Annotated in this window: 19 protein-coding genes; 4 read left to right on the top strand and 15 right to left on the bottom strand. The window is 49.0% G+C overall.

All coding sequences use genetic code 11. The annotated features are described in order from the left end of the window. Nucleotides 1-81: 81 nt before the first annotated feature. From BN54_RS07600 to BN54_RS07580, 6 genes are all read right to left on the bottom strand, one after another. Nucleotides 82-360 (bottom strand): helix-turn-helix domain-containing protein, encoded by a 279-nt coding sequence (locus tag BN54_RS07600; RefSeq protein WP_019206587.1) that lies wholly within the window; start codon nucleotides 358-360, stop codon nucleotides 82-84. A 65-nt stretch (nucleotides 361-425) separates the two neighbouring features. Next, nucleotides 426-593, bottom strand: a complete 168-nt coding sequence (locus BN54_RS10410; RefSeq protein ID WP_235720487.1) for a type II toxin-antitoxin system RelE/ParE family toxin — start codon at nucleotides 591-593, stop codon at nucleotides 426-428. A 259-nt stretch (nucleotides 594-852) separates the two neighbouring features. Further along, on the bottom strand, nucleotides 853-2,016 hold the full coding sequence (locus BN54_RS07595; RefSeq protein WP_019206586.1) for an RNA-guided endonuclease TnpB family protein: 1,164 nt from the start codon (nucleotides 2,014-2,016) through the stop codon (nucleotides 853-855). Continuing rightward, complete coding sequence (tnpA, locus tag BN54_RS07590) at nucleotides 2,016-2,414, bottom strand: IS200/IS605 family transposase (RefSeq protein WP_040470070.1); 399 nt, start codon at nucleotides 2,412-2,414, stop codon at nucleotides 2,016-2,018. The genes BN54_RS07595 and tnpA overlap by 1 nt, the downstream gene beginning before the upstream one ends. Before the next feature lie 455 nt (nucleotides 2,415-2,869). After that, a complete protein-coding gene (locus tag BN54_RS07585) occupies nucleotides 2,870-4,906 on the bottom strand; it encodes a right-handed parallel beta-helix repeat-containing protein (protein WP_019206583.1) in 2,037 nt (678 codons plus the stop codon). A gap of 27 nt (nucleotides 4,907-4,933) precedes the next feature. Continuing rightward, entirely contained in the window at nucleotides 4,934-6,385 is a 1,452-nt protein-coding gene (locus BN54_RS07580) for an MFS transporter (RefSeq protein ID WP_019206582.1), read from the bottom strand. A gap of 158 nt (nucleotides 6,386-6,543) precedes the next feature. Here BN54_RS07580 and BN54_RS07575 point away from each other — a divergent pair, with 158 nt between their 5' ends. Continuing rightward, the gene (locus BN54_RS07575; RefSeq protein WP_019206581.1) at nucleotides 6,544-7,725 is read left to right on the top strand and encodes a helix-turn-helix domain-containing protein; all 1,182 of its coding nucleotides are present in this window, start codon (nucleotides 6,544-6,546) and stop codon (nucleotides 7,723-7,725) included. Nucleotides 7,726-7,803: 78 nt separating this feature from the next. Then, complete coding sequence (locus tag BN54_RS07570; protein WP_019206580.1) at nucleotides 7,804-8,685, top strand: Rpn family recombination-promoting nuclease/putative transposase; 882 nt, start codon at nucleotides 7,804-7,806, stop codon at nucleotides 8,683-8,685. A 43-nt stretch (nucleotides 8,686-8,728) separates the two neighbouring features. Here the strand turns inward: BN54_RS07570 and BN54_RS07565 are convergent, their stop codons facing one another. From BN54_RS07565 to rbsK (BN54_RS07545), 5 genes are all read right to left on the bottom strand, one after another. Further along, nucleotides 8,729-9,904, bottom strand: coding sequence for an ROK family transcriptional regulator (locus tag BN54_RS07565; protein WP_019206579.1), 1,176 nt, complete (start codon nucleotides 9,902-9,904; stop codon nucleotides 8,729-8,731). Between the two features lie 121 nt (nucleotides 9,905-10,025). Beyond that, nucleotides 10,026-10,880, bottom strand: coding sequence for an aldo/keto reductase (locus tag BN54_RS07560; protein ID WP_019206578.1), 855 nt, complete (start codon nucleotides 10,878-10,880; stop codon nucleotides 10,026-10,028). A gap of 225 nt (nucleotides 10,881-11,105) precedes the next feature. After that, nucleotides 11,106-12,446: an L-fucose:H+ symporter permease gene (gene fucP / locus BN54_RS07555; protein ID WP_019206577.1), complete on the bottom strand. Its 1,341-nt coding sequence runs from the start codon at nucleotides 12,444-12,446 to the stop codon at nucleotides 11,106-11,108. A 25-nt stretch (nucleotides 12,447-12,471) separates the two neighbouring features. Further along, complete coding sequence (gene rbsD / locus BN54_RS07550; protein ID WP_019206576.1) at nucleotides 12,472-12,867, bottom strand: D-ribose pyranase; 396 nt, start codon at nucleotides 12,865-12,867, stop codon at nucleotides 12,472-12,474. A 23-nt stretch (nucleotides 12,868-12,890) separates the two neighbouring features. Beyond that, entirely contained in the window at nucleotides 12,891-13,814 is a 924-nt protein-coding gene (gene rbsK, locus BN54_RS07545; RefSeq protein WP_019206575.1) for a ribokinase, read from the bottom strand. 557 nt (nucleotides 13,815-14,371) lie between these two features. Here rbsK (BN54_RS07545) and BN54_RS07540 point away from each other — a divergent pair. Both BN54_RS07540 and rbsK (BN54_RS07535) read left to right on the top strand, forming a co-directional pair. Then, nucleotides 14,372-15,388, top strand: coding sequence for an aldose 1-epimerase family protein (locus tag BN54_RS07540; RefSeq protein WP_019206574.1), 1,017 nt, complete (start codon nucleotides 14,372-14,374; stop codon nucleotides 15,386-15,388). A gap of 59 nt (nucleotides 15,389-15,447) precedes the next feature. Then, a complete protein-coding gene (gene rbsK, locus BN54_RS07535; protein WP_040470083.1) occupies nucleotides 15,448-16,377 on the top strand; it encodes a ribokinase in 930 nt (309 codons plus the stop codon). Nucleotides 16,378-17,038: 661 nt separating this feature from the next. Here the strand turns inward: rbsK (BN54_RS07535) and tkt are convergent. The 4 genes from tkt to BN54_RS07515 all read right to left on the bottom strand — a co-directional run bounded on the left by tkt (nucleotide 17,039) and on the right by BN54_RS07515 (nucleotide 21,268). Beyond that, nucleotides 17,039-19,000 (bottom strand): transketolase, encoded by a 1,962-nt coding sequence (gene tkt, locus BN54_RS07530; protein ID WP_019206572.1) that lies wholly within the window; start codon nucleotides 18,998-19,000, stop codon nucleotides 17,039-17,041. 73 nt (nucleotides 19,001-19,073) lie between these two features. Next, complete coding sequence (gene ulaA / locus BN54_RS07525) at nucleotides 19,074-20,441, bottom strand: PTS ascorbate transporter subunit IIC (RefSeq protein ID WP_019206571.1); 1,368 nt, start codon at nucleotides 20,439-20,441, stop codon at nucleotides 19,074-19,076. Nucleotides 20,442-20,515: 74 nt separating this feature from the next. Then, a complete protein-coding gene (locus BN54_RS07520) occupies nucleotides 20,516-20,812 on the bottom strand; it encodes a PTS sugar transporter subunit IIB (RefSeq protein WP_019206570.1) in 297 nt (98 codons plus the stop codon). Nucleotides 20,813-20,815: 3 nt separating this feature from the next. Further along, complete coding sequence (locus BN54_RS07515) at nucleotides 20,816-21,268, bottom strand: PTS sugar transporter subunit IIA (RefSeq protein ID WP_040470069.1); 453 nt, start codon at nucleotides 21,266-21,268, stop codon at nucleotides 20,816-20,818. Nucleotides 21,269-21,336 lie beyond the last annotated feature (68 nt).

Raw genomic sequence — 21,336 nt, 5'->3', positions numbered from 1 at the left:
ATCGGAAAGCTCTGACCGTACGCTCCTACTACTAAATTTACTGCCCCGTTGCATGTCCCGGACTTCTCCGCAACCTTAATTTCATCCTTCGAGCGCCGGTTTCAGTGGCGTTAAATTTAAGGTCACCCTCATCCCTAAACCGGAAGCATAACGATTTAATGTTTCCAATGACGGAACTGAATCTAAGCGTTCGATTTTGGCTAATTGCGATTGACTCATCCCAATCCGCTCTGCCAGTTCGCGTTGGGTTAGGCCACTTTTAATGCGCTGCACATGTAAGGCGGCTAAAGTGTCAATTACCGAAAGTTCCTCTTTAGAAATACTAGTAATGCTGTTTTTACTCTTTTCCCAATCACCCATTTCGGTGTCTCCTTTCCCAATCATCAATTAAATTCAGCGCCCGCTCAATTTGCCGTGGATCAGTTTTATTTTGTTTTTTTAGTGTAGTGGCTTACCAATAAGAACGCTTTACCGTCCCAAGTGGTATAAAAGACCCGCTCTGGAAGTGGCCGTAATTCCCACAATTTGTGACGGTAACCCTTCAGAAACTTCGCCTGAGGCATCCCAAGATTAGTTCCTAATCCCTTTAACAATTCAATTTGATACGCCAATTTTTTTAAGACGGCGACATCTTGCTTTTGACTACTATGCGCTAAACGATCATTGAACTTCTCCCACTTAGCTAAACCTAACGGTTTGAACGCTTAAAGTGGGAGATTCTGAGAACATCGCATACTTACACTACCGTTCTCAAAAGAATTTCGTGCAGAGGTTACGACTATTAATCGCTAGACCTAACGGCCTAGAGAGGGACGGCGCGTTCCGAGCCTTTCCTCTAGGATGTGGATTACTTTAGGCTAACCCACGAGCCAAAATATTTTGAGCTGCATTCACATCGCGGTCTAAGTGGGTACCGCAACTTGGGCAATCCCATTCGCGAACACTCAACCATTCAGATTTATTAAGCCCCAACCGATGGTTGTTTTTCCCACAGTGGGCACAGAGCTGACTAGTGTAGTATGGAGCGATTTGGATTAGTTGCTTATCGTACCATTCGCATTTATACAACAACATGGTGACCAGCTTTGCCCAACTAGCGTTGCCAATGGCTCTTGCCAACTTGTGATTCTTCATCATGGCTTTGACATTAAGCTTTTCTAACACAATCACATCATAGTTGCGTACCATAGTTGTAGTTAGCTTATGCAGTTGATCTTCACGTTGGTTCTTGATCTTTTGCTTATACTTAGCCACCATGACACGAGCCTTTTGATAGTTTTTGAAATCGCTTAACTGTCGTGGAACAGGAACCTTATTGTGTTCATCCCACGCAATTGCCTTTTTGGCTTCGCGTCGACGACGAGCAGCACGACGTTCCCAATAGTGGAGCTTGCTTGCCAGCTTATCTTCATAGTGGTGAATTGGTTCTTTATAGCCATCTGACAGATTCAGCAGGGCCTTGAGGCCCAAATCACCACCAACTTGTTTCCCGGTTTTAGGCAAGGCTTGGTTTTCGCTTTCTACTAAAACCGAGGCATAGTATTGCCCGGCGCTATTAATGCGTACAGTAGCGTTAATGATCCGCCCTTGTGGCAGTCGACCAGCCCGAAAATACACTTGTTTAAGGATTGGTAACTGAATATGGTGGTCGTCGATGATCTTAATAGAGCCGCTCTTGGTACGGTAACTTTGCGCATACTTCCGCTTTTTAAACTTTGGCCGCTCATTCTGGCCTTTGAAGAATCGCTGGTATGCATCGTTTAAATCACGGCTCACACATTGGAAAGCAGAAGAGTCTACATCTTTCAGCCAGGGATATTCTTCTTTCAAACGTTTTAGCAAATTATTCATGCCAAAAGTGTTAATGAACTTAGCCTTTGGATTATTTACATATCGTGAAATATGCATGGTAAGCATCTGATTCCAAAACCAACGCATGCATCCAAAAGTACGGGCCAACAGTACCTGCTGGTCCGGTGTCGGATACAATCGTATTTTATAGGCTTTTTGAACCATTATTTTATCCCTTGATTTTCGATGTATTTTTTAACGACTTCAAGCGGCGCGCCACCAGTGCTAATTAAGCAATAGCTTTGGGTCCAGAAAGCTGATTTCCAAAGGTATTGCGTAATTTCTGGGAACTTCTTCTTAACCATCCGTGAGGATGACGACTTATAGGCATTTAGAAACTTGGCAATTTCAGTATGCGGTGTCGCTCTGAACAGGACGTGAACGTGATCGACATCATGGTTCCATTCTTGTAGAGTTACGCCATAGAATTCACCAACGCGTACGAATTGGTGTTTAAGGTACTCCGACACTTCGTCGTTTATTACCTTACGACGGTACTTAATTACCATCACAAGGTGGTAATTCAAAAGATATACTGAATGTTGATTACGGTCTAATTTCACTGTTATCACAACCATATTATTTAATTACACTTAATATAACATAGTGCAAAAGAAAAAGCACTACGTGCTTTAGAAGGGGCGATTCATCCCCCGCTTATTGAAGCGGGGGTATTCTCGCTCATTAACGATAAATTCGCCAATTTCACTTTTGCCGTGCTGATCATGATAGTAATTAACTTCCATGGTTACTGACCTACATTTCCTTTCACGTATTTATGATAACACGTTTGCAATCAGGCACGGACAAAAGGGCACGCTTTTAACACCTCTGGCGGGTGCAACCTTTTATGCGCGCCGCTGACGGCCAACGTCCCCCTTACTTTATATATACGCGTTTTAGGGTCAAAAATAGCGAAACAATTTTATTTTTTTGTTCACCAAAAAGGACCGGCGCCCACAGCCGGTCCTTTGGTATTGGTTTTGTTTGAGTAGGGAGTACTAGCGGAGGATGGTTTTTAGATCAATTTTTGACCCGCTTCCGACGCACTGGCAAATGGCCCGGCAACCGTCTTGACCCCGACCCGGGCGTGACCAAAGTAGTCTTGGTCGAAGGTAATTGGTGTCCCGTCCGGGTTTTCGTAGCGTTGTTCTGGTTCAAAGGCTTCACCCAGCGTCGCCGTTGTAATAATTCCTTGGTGCGCTTGCAACTGCTCAAAGAGGTCCGTCTTTAAGTACAGGCCATCAGCGCGTTGTTCCACCGCCACGTCGACGGGACCGTCTACGACCAAAGCATCGGTCTCGTGCACACTTGGCGTGGCCCCACCGAAGTAGACGTTGCCGCCTTCGTAAACCGGCAGGTGACCATAGTAACGGTCGTTGTTTGGCGCGTAGATGTTTTGGTAGCCTTCAAATTGCTTGATCCATTCTTCGTAGACAGGGTAATCGTTGAAGACTTGGCTGCCGACCTTAAAGTTGTAGTCGTCCCATTCATCTGGTTCATCCGCCTTGCGGGCTTCTAAAGCCTTGATGCTGTCCCGCAGCGGCTTTTGCACGAAGATATTGTTGTAGAAGCGGTCATCCCCATGCAAGAAGCTCATGAAACCAACCACTTGGGTCCCGTGAGGCACGTGGTATGGGGTATAGCGGTCCGATGGGACGTTGACCGAGTTATTATTGGTCCCCCGCCCAACGGCACAGAAACTACCGGCAATCAGGTTGTGAACCAGCGCGACCCCTTGGGCTGCCAAACGTAACGACCGATCCGACAGCATCAAGTTGTTGTCCACCAGGGTTGGCCCGTGGGAAACTTCGACCCACAAGTCTTCCCCCAGCCCCATCAACAGGCCGTCGAGCGTATCTTCGTTGACCTCAAAGTCAAACGGCAAAGTGTTGTCGTAGAAGACGTTTTGGGAAACCCGCGTCCCTTGGGCTTGCCAGTCCAGCCAAATCCCCCGGTTGTTAAAGTGGATTTGATTGCGCCGAATGATCACGTCGATGGCCGCGTGGAGCTTGATCCCCCCGGTTTCAGCCCCGCCCAGGTTCTGGCGGATGTTGTTGCGGTCAATTTCGTTGTCTTCAATGACCGAGAAGATGCAGCCCAGGTGACCTACGATCCCGGCTTGACCGTTATCGTGGATGTGGTTGCGCCGAATCACGTGCGAACCAATGTGATCCTTGTCCCAGCCTTCGTAGGAAGCTTGCAGAACGGCTTCCCGTTCAGTCTGAGTTCCGTCCTTGAGCTTGGTCTTCAGCCACTTGTTATCGTTGTTGGGTTGCAGGTACTTCCCTAAGGAAATCCCGACACACTTGGAGTTGGCGATGTCACAGTCTTCGATGATCCAGCCCTTGGACCAGTGCGGCCCAATCATCCCGTCTTGGAAGGCCGTCGGCGGCGCCCATTGGGTGGCAGCTTTGTTAATCGCAAAGCCGCTGACCGTCAAGTAGCCGATCCCTTCTTGTTGCGGGAAGAAGCATTCCTTACGGACATTGATTTCCACTTGGGCCGTCGTCGGATCGACGCCTTGGAAGTTTGCGTAAATCACCGTTTGATCAGCCGCAGCATCTTGTTCGGCATACCAAGTCAGCAGGGTCTTTTCGGGTTCAAAGGAGCGCAGGTACGGCTTGGGATCCTTCACAGCTGCCAAGCTGGTAACTTCGTACAAGGCCTGGTCGTTTAAGTAAACTTCCCCGGTGTGGTGCACCGTCCGGCCGTCAAACCAGTCCCCGGCTACTCGCGTCGTGTACGGGTTGTAATCCCCAAACAAGGAGTTATCAATCCGGGTCACCCAAACATCACCGCTCACTGGTTCCCAATCGGTCACCGGTTCGGCCCCGGTAATCACTGCCCCGAAGGGTTCGACGGAGCGGTATTCAATCCGAGCAGCCGCCGTCCCGGCGTGCTTAGGGTTAACATTTTCCCGGTACACCCCCGGGGCCACTAAGACGACGTCGCCTGGTTGCGCGACATCGGCTGCCGCTTGAATCGTGGTAAAGGGGCGCTTTTCGCTCCCATCCCCGCTCACCGGGGCGTTGACATCAACATAAAGCTTCATTGTGCTTTCTCCTTTCGTTAACTTGGGCTACTGGTTGCGCCGCGCTTCGATTTCGTGGTTGATCCGGTCAACTTCAGTGTCACTCAAGCTGTACTTGCTCATGATCCACATCGCTACTACGGCCAAAATAATTGGCAACCAGATCATAGAAATCGTGATTCCGTTCAAAGCCGCCGCTGATTGGGTCGCCTTGGTTCCGTCAAAGTGACAGAAGGCGTTGATGTAACCTGGGATGATCCCCCCAAGGGCCAACCCAATCTTAAAGAACAGCCCCATCAAAGCGTTGATAATCCCAGCCACCCGCTTTTGGGAAGTGTATTCGCCGTACGAGATGACTTCTGGAACCAGTGACCACATGTAGCCGGTCGCCGCGGTAATCCCCCATTGCATGACAAACCGACCAACGTAACCCAGCCAGATTTGATCCTTCAAACCTGGGAAAGACCAGATCCAAAGCAAGAGCGTCCCGATGATAAACATCAGCAAGAACAGGTAGAAGAAATTCTTCTTCCCGAATTTGCGCCGCACGATCGGCCACAAGAAGACCAAGAAGATCCCCGGAATCGAACCAATCAGGTTAACTGACGCCATCCATTCCGAGTGTCCAATGTTGTATTGCATGTAAAAGGCCCAGGAAGTATTACCAAAAAACATGAAGGTAAAGGCAATCAAGAAGAACCAGCCTAAGACTTGCAGCGGTTTGTTACGCCGCAGCTCGTTCCATAGGTCGGAGAATTTAACCGCGTCAGTTTCTTTGGCCGTTGGCAAGACCCGTTCTTTAATCCCAAAGTAAGTGCACATCAGCATGATAAACCCAATCACCATGTAGATGGACATAACCTTGAAGTAGGCGCCGGCCGCCTCAGGCGAAGCGTAGTTCCCCAAGTTCAACTTGATCCCAAAGAACCCAATATCTTTTAACTGCTTCGCAGGGGAAGCCATTTGAACAAATAATGGCAAGAACGTGTACACTAACAGGTTCCCAATGTTGGCTTCCGTCATCCGCACCGTCGTCAAGGTTGACACTTCATCGTTGTCCCGGGTCAAAGACGCATTTAAGGACCCGTATGGAATGTTAACCAAAGAGTAAATCAAGGCCGTGGCCAAGTAAGCAACGAAGGCATAGACGACGCTCCCCCGGACCGCCGGAATTGGCAAGAACAGCATCGCACTGCACAGGGTCAACGGAATCCCAAAGTACAGCAAGAATGGCTTGTACTTGCCGGCCTTAAAGTTACTCTTGTCAACCACCGTCCCGATCCACGGATCCCAAAAGACGTTAACCCACCGGACAATCAGAAAAATGGTCGCCCCGGCCGCCGCCGAGATTCCAAAGACCGTCGTCAAGTAGAACAGCAACATGGACCCAATCGTCCCGAAAATCAAGTTTTGGGCCAGGTCCCCAGCCCCATAAGCAATTCGCTCGCCCCATGACAGCTTCGCGAATTCGTCAACCTTTTTAGTAGTTGGCGTCTCCATTCTTTGTCACACCTTTCTAAGAAAACAACCCTCAATAACAGTCACGTGACAATTAGTTGGTTATTCGAACCAACCATTTGATTATATTTTAAGAAAGCGGTAACATATTTGAATGAAGCAATCAAACTTTTTTTGAACGAAAAAGGGGTAGCGCTACCATGAGTCGAATTGAAAACTTTCTCAAGGCCCTGAATTTACCAGCGGGCATCTGGCGTCAAGCAGCGGGGGAATTGACCTTAGAATTCAAGCAAGGCGGTCTTTCCGCTGCTACAATGCAAGCCATCATTACGGCCCAGCCAACGAAACCGGTGGGTTTTTTGCGCCACAGTTCTTCCCTCTACAGCTGCGTGATTCAGCACCAAGACCAAATCATCTTGCTGGGGCCAACGATCATTACTGACGTCAGCCAACTGATCGGTCAGCGCGGGCAAGTCCTCTTCTTGCCCCGTTTTTTAAACACCACTTCGCTCACCACTGATCAATTTTGCTACCAAGTGCTGACCTTGTTGGAGTTGGCCGCCGCCCCGCTGCCGCTGGCGACGATCAAGACCGCCTTTCAAGCGGCCGCCTTTGCCAATACCTTTGGGGCCAAATTCACCAACCTGCAGTTTACCGCCGACGCCAACCACGTCAATTACTATTACGAACGGGCGGTCAAAAAGGCGATTGCCCAGGGGGACATCGCTGCCTTGCCAACGATTTTTAAGAACAACCTTAATTCCGGCCGGGTCGGGGTCTTAGCGGAAAATGACGAATTGCGCAGCGTCAAAAACTGGGCGATTATTTCCGTTTCGGTCAACTTACGGGCCTTTTTCACCGTGGGGATGGATTACGAAATGGCCTACTCGCTAAATGACCAGTACGTCCGCGATATTGAACGCCTGCAGAGCCAACACGAAGTCCTTGCCGCCATTGAACGGATCGACATCGATATGGCCACCCGCTGCAAAACCTTGCTCTCCGCGAAAATGACCGCCCCGATCAGCAAAGTTTTTTGGCGGCTGATGAAAGATCCCACGACTGCTGCCACCATCGCGGATTTAGCCCGAGCCGTTGACCTGTCCACCCAGTACTTGGGGACCAGCTTTAAAAAGCAGGTCGGCGTTTCCATCAATCAGTTCCGCCAATTATGCCGGATCAATTACGCGATCGAAGACCTCTTAGACTCTGACCTCGCGATTGGCGAGATCGCCGCCAAATATGATTTTGCCGACCAAGCCCACTTCTCCCGCGTTTTTCACCATTGGGCCGGCGTCAGTCCCAAAGCCGCCCAACAAGATCAGCGCACGATTACCGATTGGAATCTCTACGACTACCTGTTTCAGCCGAGTAAAAATTAAATTATTTATCCGCAACGATTTGCGCAAAAAAACGTATATATAAGATGGGGGGATTGATTAGAAGTAAGGAGGAGCTAAATGAACGATTTTTTAACACCAATCGAGCGGCATTACGCGACCAAGTGGGAGCAAATGACGATTTTGGACGATCCAATCTTTGGCGCTGTCATGGAAAACGAGCGACTTTGCCAGGAATTATTGCGCCGGGCCTTACCGGAATTAAAGATTGACACGGTGAAATTAGTGGAACGCCAGCACACCATTGTCGGCACCCTGACTTCCCACGCCGTCCGCTACGATGTCTACGTCCGTGACAACCGCCAACGTAACTTTGCGGTGGAAATGCAGATCGCCGACCAAAAGAACCTGCCCTACCACTTGCGCTACTACCAAGACATGATGGACACTGAACTGCTGCGCCCCGGGGAAGACTACCGTGCCCTGGCCAAGCGGCCGACCTACGTGATCATGTTCTGTGCCTTTGACTACTACGGCCAGGGAGCGGCGCGCTACGAATTTGGCAATGTCAACTTGTTTGACCGCCGACAAGAAATGGGCGACGGTCGCAAAATTGTCGTCTTTAATTCCAAGGCCAAGCACTTTGAGCACGCTCGTGAAATCCGCACATTCCTTGACTTTATGGAAAAGCGGCCCAATACTGAAGATAGCTTTATCAACGACGTCCAAACGACCATTGAATTAGTCAAAGGCAACAAGGAAAGGAAGTGGGCCTACGTGAAGTTTGAAGCAGACTTACAATACCGGTTGAACCAAAGTCGGGAACAAGGGATTCAACAAGGGGAAAAACAAGGCCAAGCTAAGAGTGCGACTGGGATCATCAAATTCCTCAGCGCCCAAGGGCAGTCCGCGCAAGAAATCGTGGCCAATTTGGCCCAGATGCTCAATATCTCCCCTGAGCAAGCCCAACGCTACTACGAGCAAACAATGGCTCACGCCTAAAAAATCGCGGCACGACCAATTTTTGGTCGCGCCGCGATTTTCCTTATTCGACATTTTTAACTTCCTTTGGCCACTTGAGGATCAGCGAGTAGTCCATCATCCCCAAGACAACGTGGATTGCCACCGAGCCAGCCCCGAGCAATGAGGCCATCTTCGAACCATGAATCATCGCTAGCGAAATCTGCGATGGCAAGGCCATCTTGGCGACCCATTGCTTAACGCCATGGTAGATTTCCGGAATGGCTTCCATGATCGGCGCATTGAAGTACACCGCCCGCGGGCCATAATTAATCATGGCGTTATAGGTAACCTTGCCCAGTTGGTTCACCATCTCATCGACAATTGCCACCGTTTCGCGGTCGCCTTGATGATAGAGTTCAGCAACCTTGGCAATTGAAATGTTGGGCAGCTGCTTCACTCGCTGGACCTTAGACAAGACTGCCCCTTCGGAACACACGTCTTCGACCTTGACTAAGTGGTCACCTTCCACCACCAGCGACCGGCCAATTTCACCGGCAAAGCCCTCGTTGCCCGCGTACAAGCGTTGGTTCGCAATGATGCCAGCCCCAATCCCGCGGTGAATGCTGATGGTGACTAAATTATCGTACCGATCCGAGGCCCCAAAGTCGCGTTCAAACACCGCCGCCATGTTGGCTTCGTTGGCCAAGACCACCGGCACGGCATACTTGTCCTGGTAGTATTGTTCCAGGTCGATCCCGCCTAACTCAATGAAGGGCGAGTCGGTAATCCGGTTGTCGACGATCACCCCGTGAATCGAAAAGCCAATTGCCAAGAGACCGTGCAGGGTCGTGTTGTGACTGAGCATCCGATCCAGTTCCGCTGAAATCAGCTGCATGATCGCCAAAATATCCCGCTTGGGCAAATCAATCTCCCGGAAGCTGATAATTTCCCCGTTTAAGTAGTTAAACATCGCCCGCAAGTGACTGGTGCCAATTTCAAAGCTGGCGACAAACCCGTATTCACGGTTTAAGCGAATCAAATTGGGCCGGCGCCCGCCACTTTTGGTCGACTCCCCACTGCCCAGTTCTTCAATAAAGCCCTCGGCCTGCAGCTCATTGTACAGCGATGAAACCGTTGATTTGTTAAGGTTCAAACGGCTCGCGATCTCCGCGCGTGACGTCGCTTCATGATTAAAAAGTTCTTGCAAGACCCGCCGCCGGTTGGTCAGCCGCAAGCCCGCCCGTTTATTTCCTGCCATTTTCAATACTACTCCCCGTTTAAGTTAGTTTATTAATTATACTAACACGCGATAAAAACAAATGCTACTCCGATTACCCTAACCTATGTACCAGGCCGCCCTTCGCCAGGCGGCCCACCGCTTAACGCGTGTACGGGTACTGTTCCCCAAATTCATAAACCATTTCTGGTTCTTTGCTGATCCGGTGGTTCCAATTCAAACCATCAATTTGGGCCATCTCAGCGGGCGACAATTCAAAATCATAGATTGCGGCGTTCTCTTGGATCCGCGCGGCGTGGGTCGACTTTGGAATGATTGCGACGCCGTTTTGTAAGTGCCAACGCAAGATCACCTGGGCACTCGATTTGCCGTGCGCCGCCGCGATTTGTTGCAAGACTGGTTCGGTCAAAAGCTGACCCCGCCCAAGTGGCGACCAAGCCTGGGTAACAATCTGATGAGCCCGGTTGAATTCAAGCATTGGCTTTTCGCTTAGCCACGGGTGGCATTCCAATTGGTTGACGACCGGCATTTCGTTGGCCTGGGTCGCCAAGTATTGCAAGTGGATCATCCCGTAGTTGCTGACCCCAATTGACCGGGTCAATCCGGCCTTTTTCAAGTCTTCAAAGGCCCGCCAGGTTTCAAAAAAGTGGGTGTGGATCGGCCAGTGCACCATCAATAAATCGACGTAATCCATCCGCAGCTTCTTAAGCGATTCCTTCACTGAAGCAATCGTTGTTTCATACCCCTGGTTAGCTTCGTTCACCTTGGTAGCGATAAAGAAGTTGTCGCGGGCCACGTTTAAATCGGCTAAGGCCTGCCCGAGCAAGGCTTCATTTTGATACATTTGGGCCGTGTCAAACAGCCGGTAGCCGGCTTCATAAGCAGCGTGGACCGCCCCGGTCAATTCCGCTTGGTCCGTAATTTTGTAAATGCCAAACCCTTCTTGCGGCATTTGGTTGCCATCGGCTAAGGTCAACAAATTGTCTTTAATATCCATAATAAATCCCCGTCCTTTTTCTTCCATTATAGCAAATCAATCCGGATGAATTTCGCTTTTACAATATTTCCTGGGAAATACAAACGACCCCGCCACTGGGGCAGGGTCGCAGAATTGGATTGTAGTTATTCTAGCGGAGTATTTCTAGAATGATTGTTAGTGCATTATGGGGTGGGAAATGCCCACCACCCGAATGGTTTGTTTTAGTAGATTAAGGTTGATTGTTTAGGCGGCCTTGGCTGCACCCTTCTTGTGTTCAGACAGGAAGAACCACAAGATCAACGCAAAGCCGATTGCGGGCACGATGAAGGATAATTGCATCGAACCACTCAGGTCGGAAACCCGCCCCATGATCACTGGGACAAAGGCCCCACCGACTAAGGACATGACCATGAAGGCCCCACCAGTTTCGGTGTGTTGCTTTTCGGTCACTTGGTCTAACCCGTGCGCGTAAATCGTTGGGTAAACCGGTCCAAAGAAGAAGCTGGTAGCCACGGCCCCCCAGATAGCGATTGGGGAGTGAATCGTCGCCGTCAAAATCAAGACCACCGTTCCAAGCAGGCAGTACCAGATCATGACCTTGGTAATCGAGAAGCGTTCCATCAGCCAGTTAGCGCAAAGCTTCCCAACGAACCAAACCCCGTAGGAGATGATCATGTAGTTGGTAGCCGCGTGGTCGGTAATCCCTGGGATAATCCGCAACGCCAGCCGGATCGTAAAGGACCAGACACAAGTTTGGATCCCCACGTAGAGGAATTGCGCCCCCACCGCCTTCATAAAGCGGGTGTTGTGCAGCAAGTAGTTGATTGATTCACCCAGGGATGGTTGCTTAACCCCGGCCCCACCTTGTGCAGCCGCCAGATCCGTCTTGGCCTTGGCGTATGGCATCTTGGTAATAGCGACTAAGACTAAGAGCACCAACAGGACAAAGAGGATGTACTTGTATGGCTTCAGGGTCAAGAGTAAGACTTCCTTGTTAAAGGCCGCCTTTTGTGCGGCACTCAAGCCGGCACTTTCGGCTTCCAGGTTGCTGTGCCCACTAAAGATCAAGTACTTCCCAAGGATGATCCCCATCGCGTCCCCGAATGGAATCAGGGTTTGGGAAATGTTGATCCGCCGGTTAGCGGATTCTTGGGGTCCCATCATCGTCGAGTAGGTGTCACAAGACGTTTCCAAGAAGCTCAGCCCGATGGCAATCACGAAGATCGCGGCTAAGAACATCCCGTAGGTCGCCATGTGAGAAGCCGGGAAGAACATCGCACAACCAATGATAAAGAAAGTCAAACCGGTCATAATTGCAGTCTTGTACGTGTTCTTCCGGATAATGTAGGCCGCGGGCAGGGCAATCAAGAAGTACCCACCGTAAAAGGCCGATTGCACAAAGGCCGTCGCCGTGTCACTTAAAGTAAAGACGGTCTTGAACTGGGTGATCAAGATGTCATTTAAGGAAGCGGCCATCCCCCACATTGGGAAGATCAATGAAACTAAGACGTATTGCCAAATTGGCGTTTTGCTCAGGTACCCGTTGTCTAACTGGACCCAAGATTGCTTTTTCAAACTATCCATGATGGAAAATTTCCTCCTAAGGTCACTAGAATGTCACACCAGATTCAAGGATGATGTTGGAGTAAGGCGTCGCTTCCCCGGTCCGAATAAAGGCGTGGGTCTTGGCCAAACTCTTCTTCAAGTCGCTGTGTGGCATGAATTCAATTTCCACGTTTGGCAAGGCTTGCTTAATGTTGGCCAATTGGGTCGGGTTTTGGTCCTTGATTTCTTCGGCCAAGTAGATCTTTTGGACGGCCATTTCCGTTAAGACGTTTTCCAAGACTTGCATAAAGGTTGGCAACCCTTGTTCCACGCACAGATCAATCTTCTTGGTTTCCATCGGCACCGGCATCCCGGCATCACCAATGGACAGCCAGTCCATGTGGCCCATGTCGGCTACGACTGATGCAACTTCTGAGTTTAAAATTCCTGACTTCTTCATTTTTAAATCCTCACTATCTCTGATTAATCATTTGCCAACGCCGCCGTAACTTCCGCTTCGGTTGGAATCGATGGCATCGCTCCCATCCGTTGGACCGTCAGGCTAGACGCCCGTTGGGCATAGCGGATCGCGTCGGCCAGGTTGGTCATTGCCGGATCGAGCTGGGAAATCAAGGCCCCTAAGAAGGTGTCCCCGGCCGCCGTCGTGTCCACCGCCTTCACCTTGAAGGCCGGCACGATGCCGTGGTCATCCTTGGTGGCAAAGAAGGCCCCCTTGGATCCCAGCGTGATCAAGGTCGTCGTAACGCCCTTGGCTTGGAACGCTTGCGCCGTTTGCACCAATGATGCTTCATCCGTGATTTCAATCCCGGACAAGAGGGCACTTTCCGTTTCGTTGGGCGCAATCACATCGGTGTAGGCCAGCAGTTCCGGCAAGATTTCCTTAGCCGGCGCCGGGTTCAAGACCGTGATCACGTCGTGGGCCTTGGCCGTCTTGAAGGCCGCCAGGGCCACTTCTTGCGGCGTTTCAAATTGCGTCACCAAGAAGTCGACTTCTTCCATCAGGGCATCGAGGTCCTTCAGGTTAGCCGTCGTCATGGCTTGGTTGGCGCCCCCGTAGACCATGATGTCATTTTGGCCATTGGCATCCAAGGTTACCAAAGCCGTCCCGGTTCCGTGGTGGGAGTCATTACCAATGTGGCTGGTGTCGATGCCGTCGGCTTGCAAGGCTTCACGCATGAACTTCCCTTCCGCGTCCGTGCCGACCATCCCAATAAAGTAGGTCTGCGAACCGGACCGCGCTGCTGCGACGGCTTGGTTGGCACCCTTGCCCCCCGGAGCAGAACTCTTATCCTTAGCAGCAAGCGTTTCCCCTGGTTCGGGGAAACGTTCCATGTGGTAGGTCGTATCAACGTTGATACTTCCCAAAACGGCAACCTTGTTTGACATACTCTCCATCTCCTACTTTTCAAATGATCCAATCAGTCGAGATATTTAAAACGTTTTACATATCAGCGATGGTGCTAATTTACCATCGCCCGAAAACGATTGCAAATTCACTCTTGCACATTTTGACCGCTTTTCGCGACTTTTGGGGCAGCTCATCGCTTTGGTAAACTGTTTTACCCAAACTTATTCATTTTTAGAGAATTTATTTTTTTGTAGTTACTATATATCCGTAACAGACTTAGTTAATTAATTTAATCTCTGACTTATTTTTTATTAATAAACTTTCGCTTGAAATGATCGCTTATTAATCATAAGCCGAGGCGCCTCAACCCCGGACGCAAACCGTTTTCACAGTTGTTTCATTTTGGAACATTTCACCCGCTTAATCCAAAAGAGCGCTTACAAATCTTAACTTTCACAATCTTTTGGGGCCGCTTTCCAATTTCTGGCAGGCATCGCACCTTCATAAACCCTTTTACTTTTTATGACTGGCTATTTACAATTGAATTTGTAACGCTTATGATGAAAGCGGATACATTCACGAAGGAGTTTTTTGTATGAAGAAGTTTAACTTAAGCCACGCCATGTTTAACCCCGCGTCCTTTACCTTGTATCAAGACGCGGATTTCACGGTTGAAACCTTTACTTATCCCTCCGGGGAGGAAGCCCTCAAGCTTACCAACCACCGCGGTTACCTGACCGTCTTGCCGTTTTATGGGCTGATGATTTGGGACGCTGTCTTTGATGGGATCAACCTCAAGGAAAAAGACGGCTTCACCTACCCACGCTTTGGCAAGCAAATCGCCGATACCTACGGGGCCTTTGAATTCAATTCCGGCTTGCTGGCCAGCGGGAACCCAAGCCCCGAGGATGACCACGTCCAACACGGTGAATTTGCGACCGCCCGCATGGATCACGCCGCCTTATTGATTGAAGACGGCCAACTGACCGTCCAAAGCGACTACGAATACATCAAGGGCTTTGGGGACCACTATTTAGCCACCCCGTCGGTCACCATATTTGCTGACAGCGGCCTATTCGATCTTGACATGCACGTTAAAAACCTGTCGCACGCGGCCCCGATGCCACTGCAGTACATGTGCCACCTCTGCTACGCCTACGTTCCTGGCGCGACGATGACGGCCAACGTGCCCGATGAAGCCTTCCAGCTGCGGACTTCCGTCCCGGCCCACGTTCACCCGACGCCGGAATGGACAGCCTTTACCGATGAACTGCAAGCCAGTGGCAAGCTGATTGACAAGCTCGACGACGCCAGCCACTACGACCCCGAAATCGTCTTTTTCTCCGATGACTTGTCCAAGTATACGGACACGGCCGAGTTCCGGGTTGAATTAGGCGACGGCCATACCTTCTTGACCAAGTACCCAACGGCCGACTTGCCAATCGTCACCCGTTGGATCCTCTACAACGGCGACCAACAAGTCAACGCCTTTGCCCTGCCCGGCACCTCCACTCCCGAGGGTCGCCTGGCCGCTAAGCAAGCCGGAACCTTGATTATGTTGCCACCACAAGCTGAAAAGCACTTCCACGTCCAAACCGGGCTGGAAAAGTAATGTCTGAACACTAATGATGAACCTCAGTGCAACCTGAGGAAACGAAGGGAATGATCACGATGATGTACGATGTATTGGTAATTGGCTCCAACATGATGGAATTAACCACCGAAATTGACCGGATGCCGCAACTGGGCGAAACCGTAGCGGCCCCCAACTTCCACATGGCCTTTGGCGGCAAAGGGGCGAACCAGGCCGTGGCCGCCGCGAAATTAGGCGCCAAGGTAGCGATGATTTCCAAGGTCGGCGCCGACTCCTTAGGCCAGGCCTACCTCGCCCACTTTAAACAAACCGGCATCGACATCAGCGGGGTCAGTGTCGGCACCCAATCCAACGGGGTCGCGCCGTGCTTCATTCACGGCAATATGAACAGCATTATCGTGGTCCAAGGGGCCAACAGTGAATTGACCCCGGCTAGTCTGGATGATTACCACGCCCTGATTAAAAACGCCAAGCTGATCGTCTTACAACAAGAAATCGACCTGGCAACCAACTACCGGGCTATTGACCTGGCGGAACAGTACGGCGTTCCAGTCCTGTTAAACCCCGCCCCGGCCAACGACGACTTAGACCTGGCCCACGTCACCAAGTGCGAATTTTACGCGCCCAACGAAACCGAACTGGGCCGCTTGACCAAGCGGCCGGTCGAAACCCTGGCCGAAATCACCACGGCGGCCAAGGAACTCGTGGCTCAGGGGGTCAAGAACGTGATTGTCACGATCGGGGCCCGCGGTGCTTTGTGGGTTACTAAGGACCAAGAGCTGTTGATTCCGTCCTACCAGGTTCCGGCCATCGATTCGATCGGCGCCGGCGATTCCTTTATCGGGGCCTTTGCCTACTATTACACCCACGGTGAAGACATCCCAACCGCCCTCCACCACGCCAACGCCTACGCGGCGGTGACCGTGACGAGGAAGGGCAGCCAAACCTCCTACCCAACGGCCGCTGAATTACCGGCCTTGCAAGCTCAACTAGGGATTCAAAGCTAAGTCAAACGGCCCCGGCACCATTCCATAGGCGCCGGGGCCGCTTTTTATTTCCCGGGAAATTTCCGACGCTAAAAGTTAATCACGCGCAAGGTCAAATGAAAAAGTGTAGTTTTCGCTTTCACGACGTATATAAGAAATAGGGGCTAAATTTAGTCCCTCAATTTTGAATTTCGGGAAAAGTGACACTCGGAGATTGCAGCAGGGGACTTGCGGACGCTGGTCGTTTTTAACACTAAGGTGAAGGATTATGAACACGCGACAGAGATCCGCCCTTTTCTTGACATGATCCGTGGAACCTTGACTAGTAGCGTCATTAGAAGCTCAGGGTGTTTCTGCAAGCAAGATTAATGCTATCACCGCTGAGCTTCAAAAAGCTTTTAGTAAAGACCCTGCGGAAAGGTTCACAGAACTGCTCGCCCAAGAAAAACTTAATTCACGTTAATGGTAAAGCGGCTGATGGTCCATGTTCCATCAGCCGCTTGTTTGGTTTTGTTGTTACTAATTCAGAAGGAGTTGCTTTTAGTTCAAGGTTGTAAACTCGCCGACTTCGCAATTAGCTAAAAAGGATAGACTTGTCCGGAATGATCCTTTAATCACAACAAAGTATATTTTATTTCGATTAACTAGCTTATCATCACGTTTTCCTTAGGAGGAATGTACATTAAAGTTCTTTAAAAGTTTCAGCAACCTTCCTTGGGGTAAAGCCAAAATGTTCAATAACCTCTGGCCCCTTACCACTTGCTCCAAAGGCATCAATCCCCATTACTTTTCCATTCAAGCCAACATATCGTCCCCAACTAAGGCTAGCACCCATTTCTACTGCAAGCCGCTTAGTAACCGAAGCAGGTAAGATGGCTTCTTTGTACTCAGCCGATTGCTCTTCAAACAGATTCATAACTGGCATCGATACAACTCGAACGTCGATCTCTTCTTCTAGAAGGAGCTTTTGCGCTGCTAGTGCCAAGGCAACTTCCGAACCAGCTGCTAGAATTATCCCGTCTGGCACCGCTTTTTTAGCGTCACTTACGATATATGCCCCTTTTTCAATCGGCGCATCTACCGTTTGAGCAAGAACCGGCAGTTTTTGACGTGAAGTAACCAAGAAAGATGGCCGGTCAGTGGTTTGCGCTATTAATTTCCAAGCAGCTAAAGTTTCATTTGCATCCGCAGGTCGAATTAAATTCAGATTTGGCATTGCACGGAAACTGGTCAATTGTTCAATTGGTTCGTGAGTTGGCCCATCTTCCCCAACCGCAATAGAATCATGCGAACCAATAAAGATCGATGGCAGATTCATAATCGCTGCTAATCGCACTGCCGCACGCATGTAATCAGAGAAAACAAAGAAGGTACTCCCAAAAGCGCGACTGCCACCATGTAAATTAATCCCATTGATTGCAGTTGCCATTCCAAATTCACGGACCCCAAAGAAAATGTTGTTGCCAGCTGGATCATCTGGAGTAAAAACACCTTGATCTTTCAAAAGAGTTTTATTTGAAGAAGCTAAGTCAGCTGCCCCACCCCAGAATTGTGGATTAGTTTTAGTAATTTGGTTCATGATATTTTGGCTTGCCACGCGAGTAGCTATTTCATCACCAATTTGATAATCATTAGTTACTGCTGACATATCCAACTGTGAATTAGTTAACTGAGCAGCTTCTGAAGGATACGTGGCAGAGTATTTTGCAAACATTTTTGCCCATTGATCATAAATAACACGCTTATCTTCAACGGCTTTGGTAAAGGCATCGGTTACCTCATCATCAAACTCAAAGGGTTCTTGATGCCAATCAAAAAATTCTCGAAGCTTGCGAACGCCATCTTCACCCAAAGCAGCACCATGGACCGCATTGGTTCCTTGTTTAGGCGCGCCATAACCAATCGTCGTCTTAATTTCAATCAACGATGGTCGATTGGTATGTTGTGCTGCTCGAATAGCCGCAGTAATGGCATCGATATCCGTGTTACCATCAACGACTAAACGATAATCCCAACCAGCAGCCTCAACACGAGCTTTGACATCTTCGTCTGTACTCAAACTCAATGGTCCATCCAATGAAACATCGTTTGAATCATAAAGGACGATCAGCTTACTCAACTGCTTATCTCCAGCAATATTAAGCGCTTCTTCACTAAGCCCCTCCATCAAATCACCATCACCAATCAGGGAGTAGGTATAGTGATCGATTACCGGGAAGCCTGGCTTATTGTAAATGGCTGCCAAGTGCTTCTCGGCAAGGGCCATACCGACCGCTGTTGCAATCCCTTGTGAAAGCGGGCCAGTCGTTGCATCTACCCCCGCAGTATGACCTACTTCGGGGTGACCTGGCGTTTTGGAACCCAATTGACGAAAGTTTTTCAAATCTTTAATTGTTAATCCAAAGCCATTGAAGTACAGCAAACTATACAATAATGACGAGCCATGGCCCGCCGAAAGAACAAAGCGGTCGCGGTTAATCCAGTTAGCATAATTAGGGTTGAAATGCATTACTTTTTCCCATAGTGCAAATGCCATTGGAGCAGCATCAATCGCTACCCCTGGGTGGCCACTATTAGCTTTTTGAATCATGTCGACACTTAGGATTCGCAATGCATTAACAGCCTTCATTTCGTTAGTTTCCATAATATCCTCCTGGTTTTAAAAAACTACTTTGTTCCATTCGCCTGGCTCAAAGTAGTTATTTCAAGCATTCAGCTTATTTGGCAGCGTTGTTGGCTGTTGTAGGTGTCTTCATAAACATACTGATCAAGACAACAATCACAACGAAACCAAGAATTCCAAAGGTAACCGCCGCATTCCCAAAGCTGCCAAGTTTTCCAAGTAAGATCCCCGGTACTAAGTAATCAGTATCCGCAAAGGTTGAAGCAGCCAACTTGAGGCTTCCAAGCATTGGTAAAATGTATAATGGTAACCACGAAATCAGCAGACTGTTAACAGTGGCACCGAGAATCGCACCCCGCCGGCCACCTTTTGAGTTACCATAGATTGCAGCTGCCGCCCCACAGAAGAAGTGACCGACAACCCCTGGAATAATAACTGTTGTGTGCATAGCAATCATGACAAACATTGAAATCGTCCCGACAATAAACGAAACAAAGAAGCCGAGTAAAACAGCATTCGGAGCATAAGGGAAGATAATTGGTACATCCAAAGCTGGTTTCGAGTTCGGTACCAACTTCTTAGAGATCCCTTGGAAGGCTGGCACAATTTCTGCCAAAATCATCCGAACCCCTTGCAGTACCACAGCAAACCCGGCGGCAAAAGTACCGGCCTGAACAATAACGTAAACCAAGAAGTTAGTCCCAGCGCTCAACTTACTTTCCACAAAAGCTGGACCGGAGGCAAGTGCAAGGCAAATGTAAACAATTGCCATCACTAAAGTAATGGACACTGTAGAGTCCCGTAAAAAGCCAAGCGCCTTAGGGAATTGGATATCTTCGGTACTGTGTTCTTTATTACCAAAAATCTTACCAACCCAACCAGCTAAAGCATAGCCGATGTTCCCGGTGTGCCCCATCGCAACCGCGTCACCATGAGTAATTTCGCGCATAAATTGCTGACACAAAGCTGGAGTAACCGTTAAAAGTGTTCCTTCAAACAAGCCGCCTAATAAAATTGTCTTCCAGCCGGTACCCATTCCTGCGCTAACCAAGATGACCGCAGTCAAACAAGATACATATAGCATTGCTTGCCCCGTTAAAAAAATATATTTAAATTTCGTAAAGCGAGCCAACGCAATATTCACAACCATACCAACAAACATAATTAGCGCGGTAATTGAACCATACTTAACCAATGCAATGGCAACAACCGCTTCGTTACTTGGCACCACCCCTTGGACGTTCAAAGCAAATTTGAACATCTTGGCAAATGGTACCAAAGCATTTTGTAAGATAGTGGCCCCACCGGTTAAAATCAAGAACCCTGCAAAGGTCTTAACCCCACCTTGGACCACGTCAGTCGCTTTCTTCTTTTGGAGAAGTAAACCCAGTACAGCTAATAACCCAACTAATAGTGAAGGTTGTTGTACAAGACTGACGAAGAAGTTTAATACAGCTTTCATGGTGTACCTCCTCGTACTAAGACGCTGCCATTAAATAATTGCTAACCTCGAAAGTGACAGCCTAAAAGAAATCATTAATCGTGAGCAATGCCTTCCTTGTCTAACACGGCATTAACCTTTTCTTTCAATTCATTTGCATCCACAAGACTTTCTAGAATAATCAAACGGTCTTGCGGCAAACTACCTGCCGAAGTCTTTAACGTGGGATCCAAGAAAAAATAATCCGCTTGATCAGCAGTAGCACTCCCAATATCTGAGTGATCCACTTCAATTTCCGCTTGAACATTTTCTTCTTGAAGTAAGTTTTGAATATTCATTTGAACCATAAAACTACTTCCGAGACCTGATTGACATAAAGCTTCAAACTTCATGACTTATACCTCCTTTGAATGACCTAATACATCTAAAATCTCTTCAACAGACTCAGCCTCGAGTAACTTTTGTGTATTCTCCGCGTTCATCAGCAGCGCTGACAATTCCTGAATAACTGAAAGATGACTAGTACTATCAACTGCGGCTAAAACAAACCATAATTTCACTGGGTGTTGATCATTAACCAAGTTGATTGGCTGGTTAGTTTTCATTAACGATAAGCTGACCTTTTTTACACTTGGGCAAGGTCGTGCATGCGCCAAAGCGATGTTTGGACCGATATTAATATATGGCCCTTGTTCATCCACAACTTGGATCATCTTATCGACATAATCATTTCCAACCAGCTTTTTTTGCACTAGCGGATCGGCTGCTTTCTTAATCGCCATCCGCCAATCTAAATCCTTCCCGTCAACCACTTGAACAGTTTGAGAATCCAATAAATCCAGTGCCAAAGCTTCACCCCCGTCTCTAACTAACTCGATTACAACTCAATAATATTGATTTGATTGTTATGTCACAA

The sequence above is a fragment of the Limosilactobacillus ingluviei str. Autruche 4 genome (assembly GCF_000312405.1).
GTDB classification, from domain to species: Bacteria; Bacillota; Bacilli; order Lactobacillales; family Lactobacillaceae; genus Limosilactobacillus; species Limosilactobacillus ingluviei.
The sequence above is the reverse complement of the archived record's forward strand: the minus strand, read 5'-3'. Positions and strand labels throughout refer to the sequence as shown.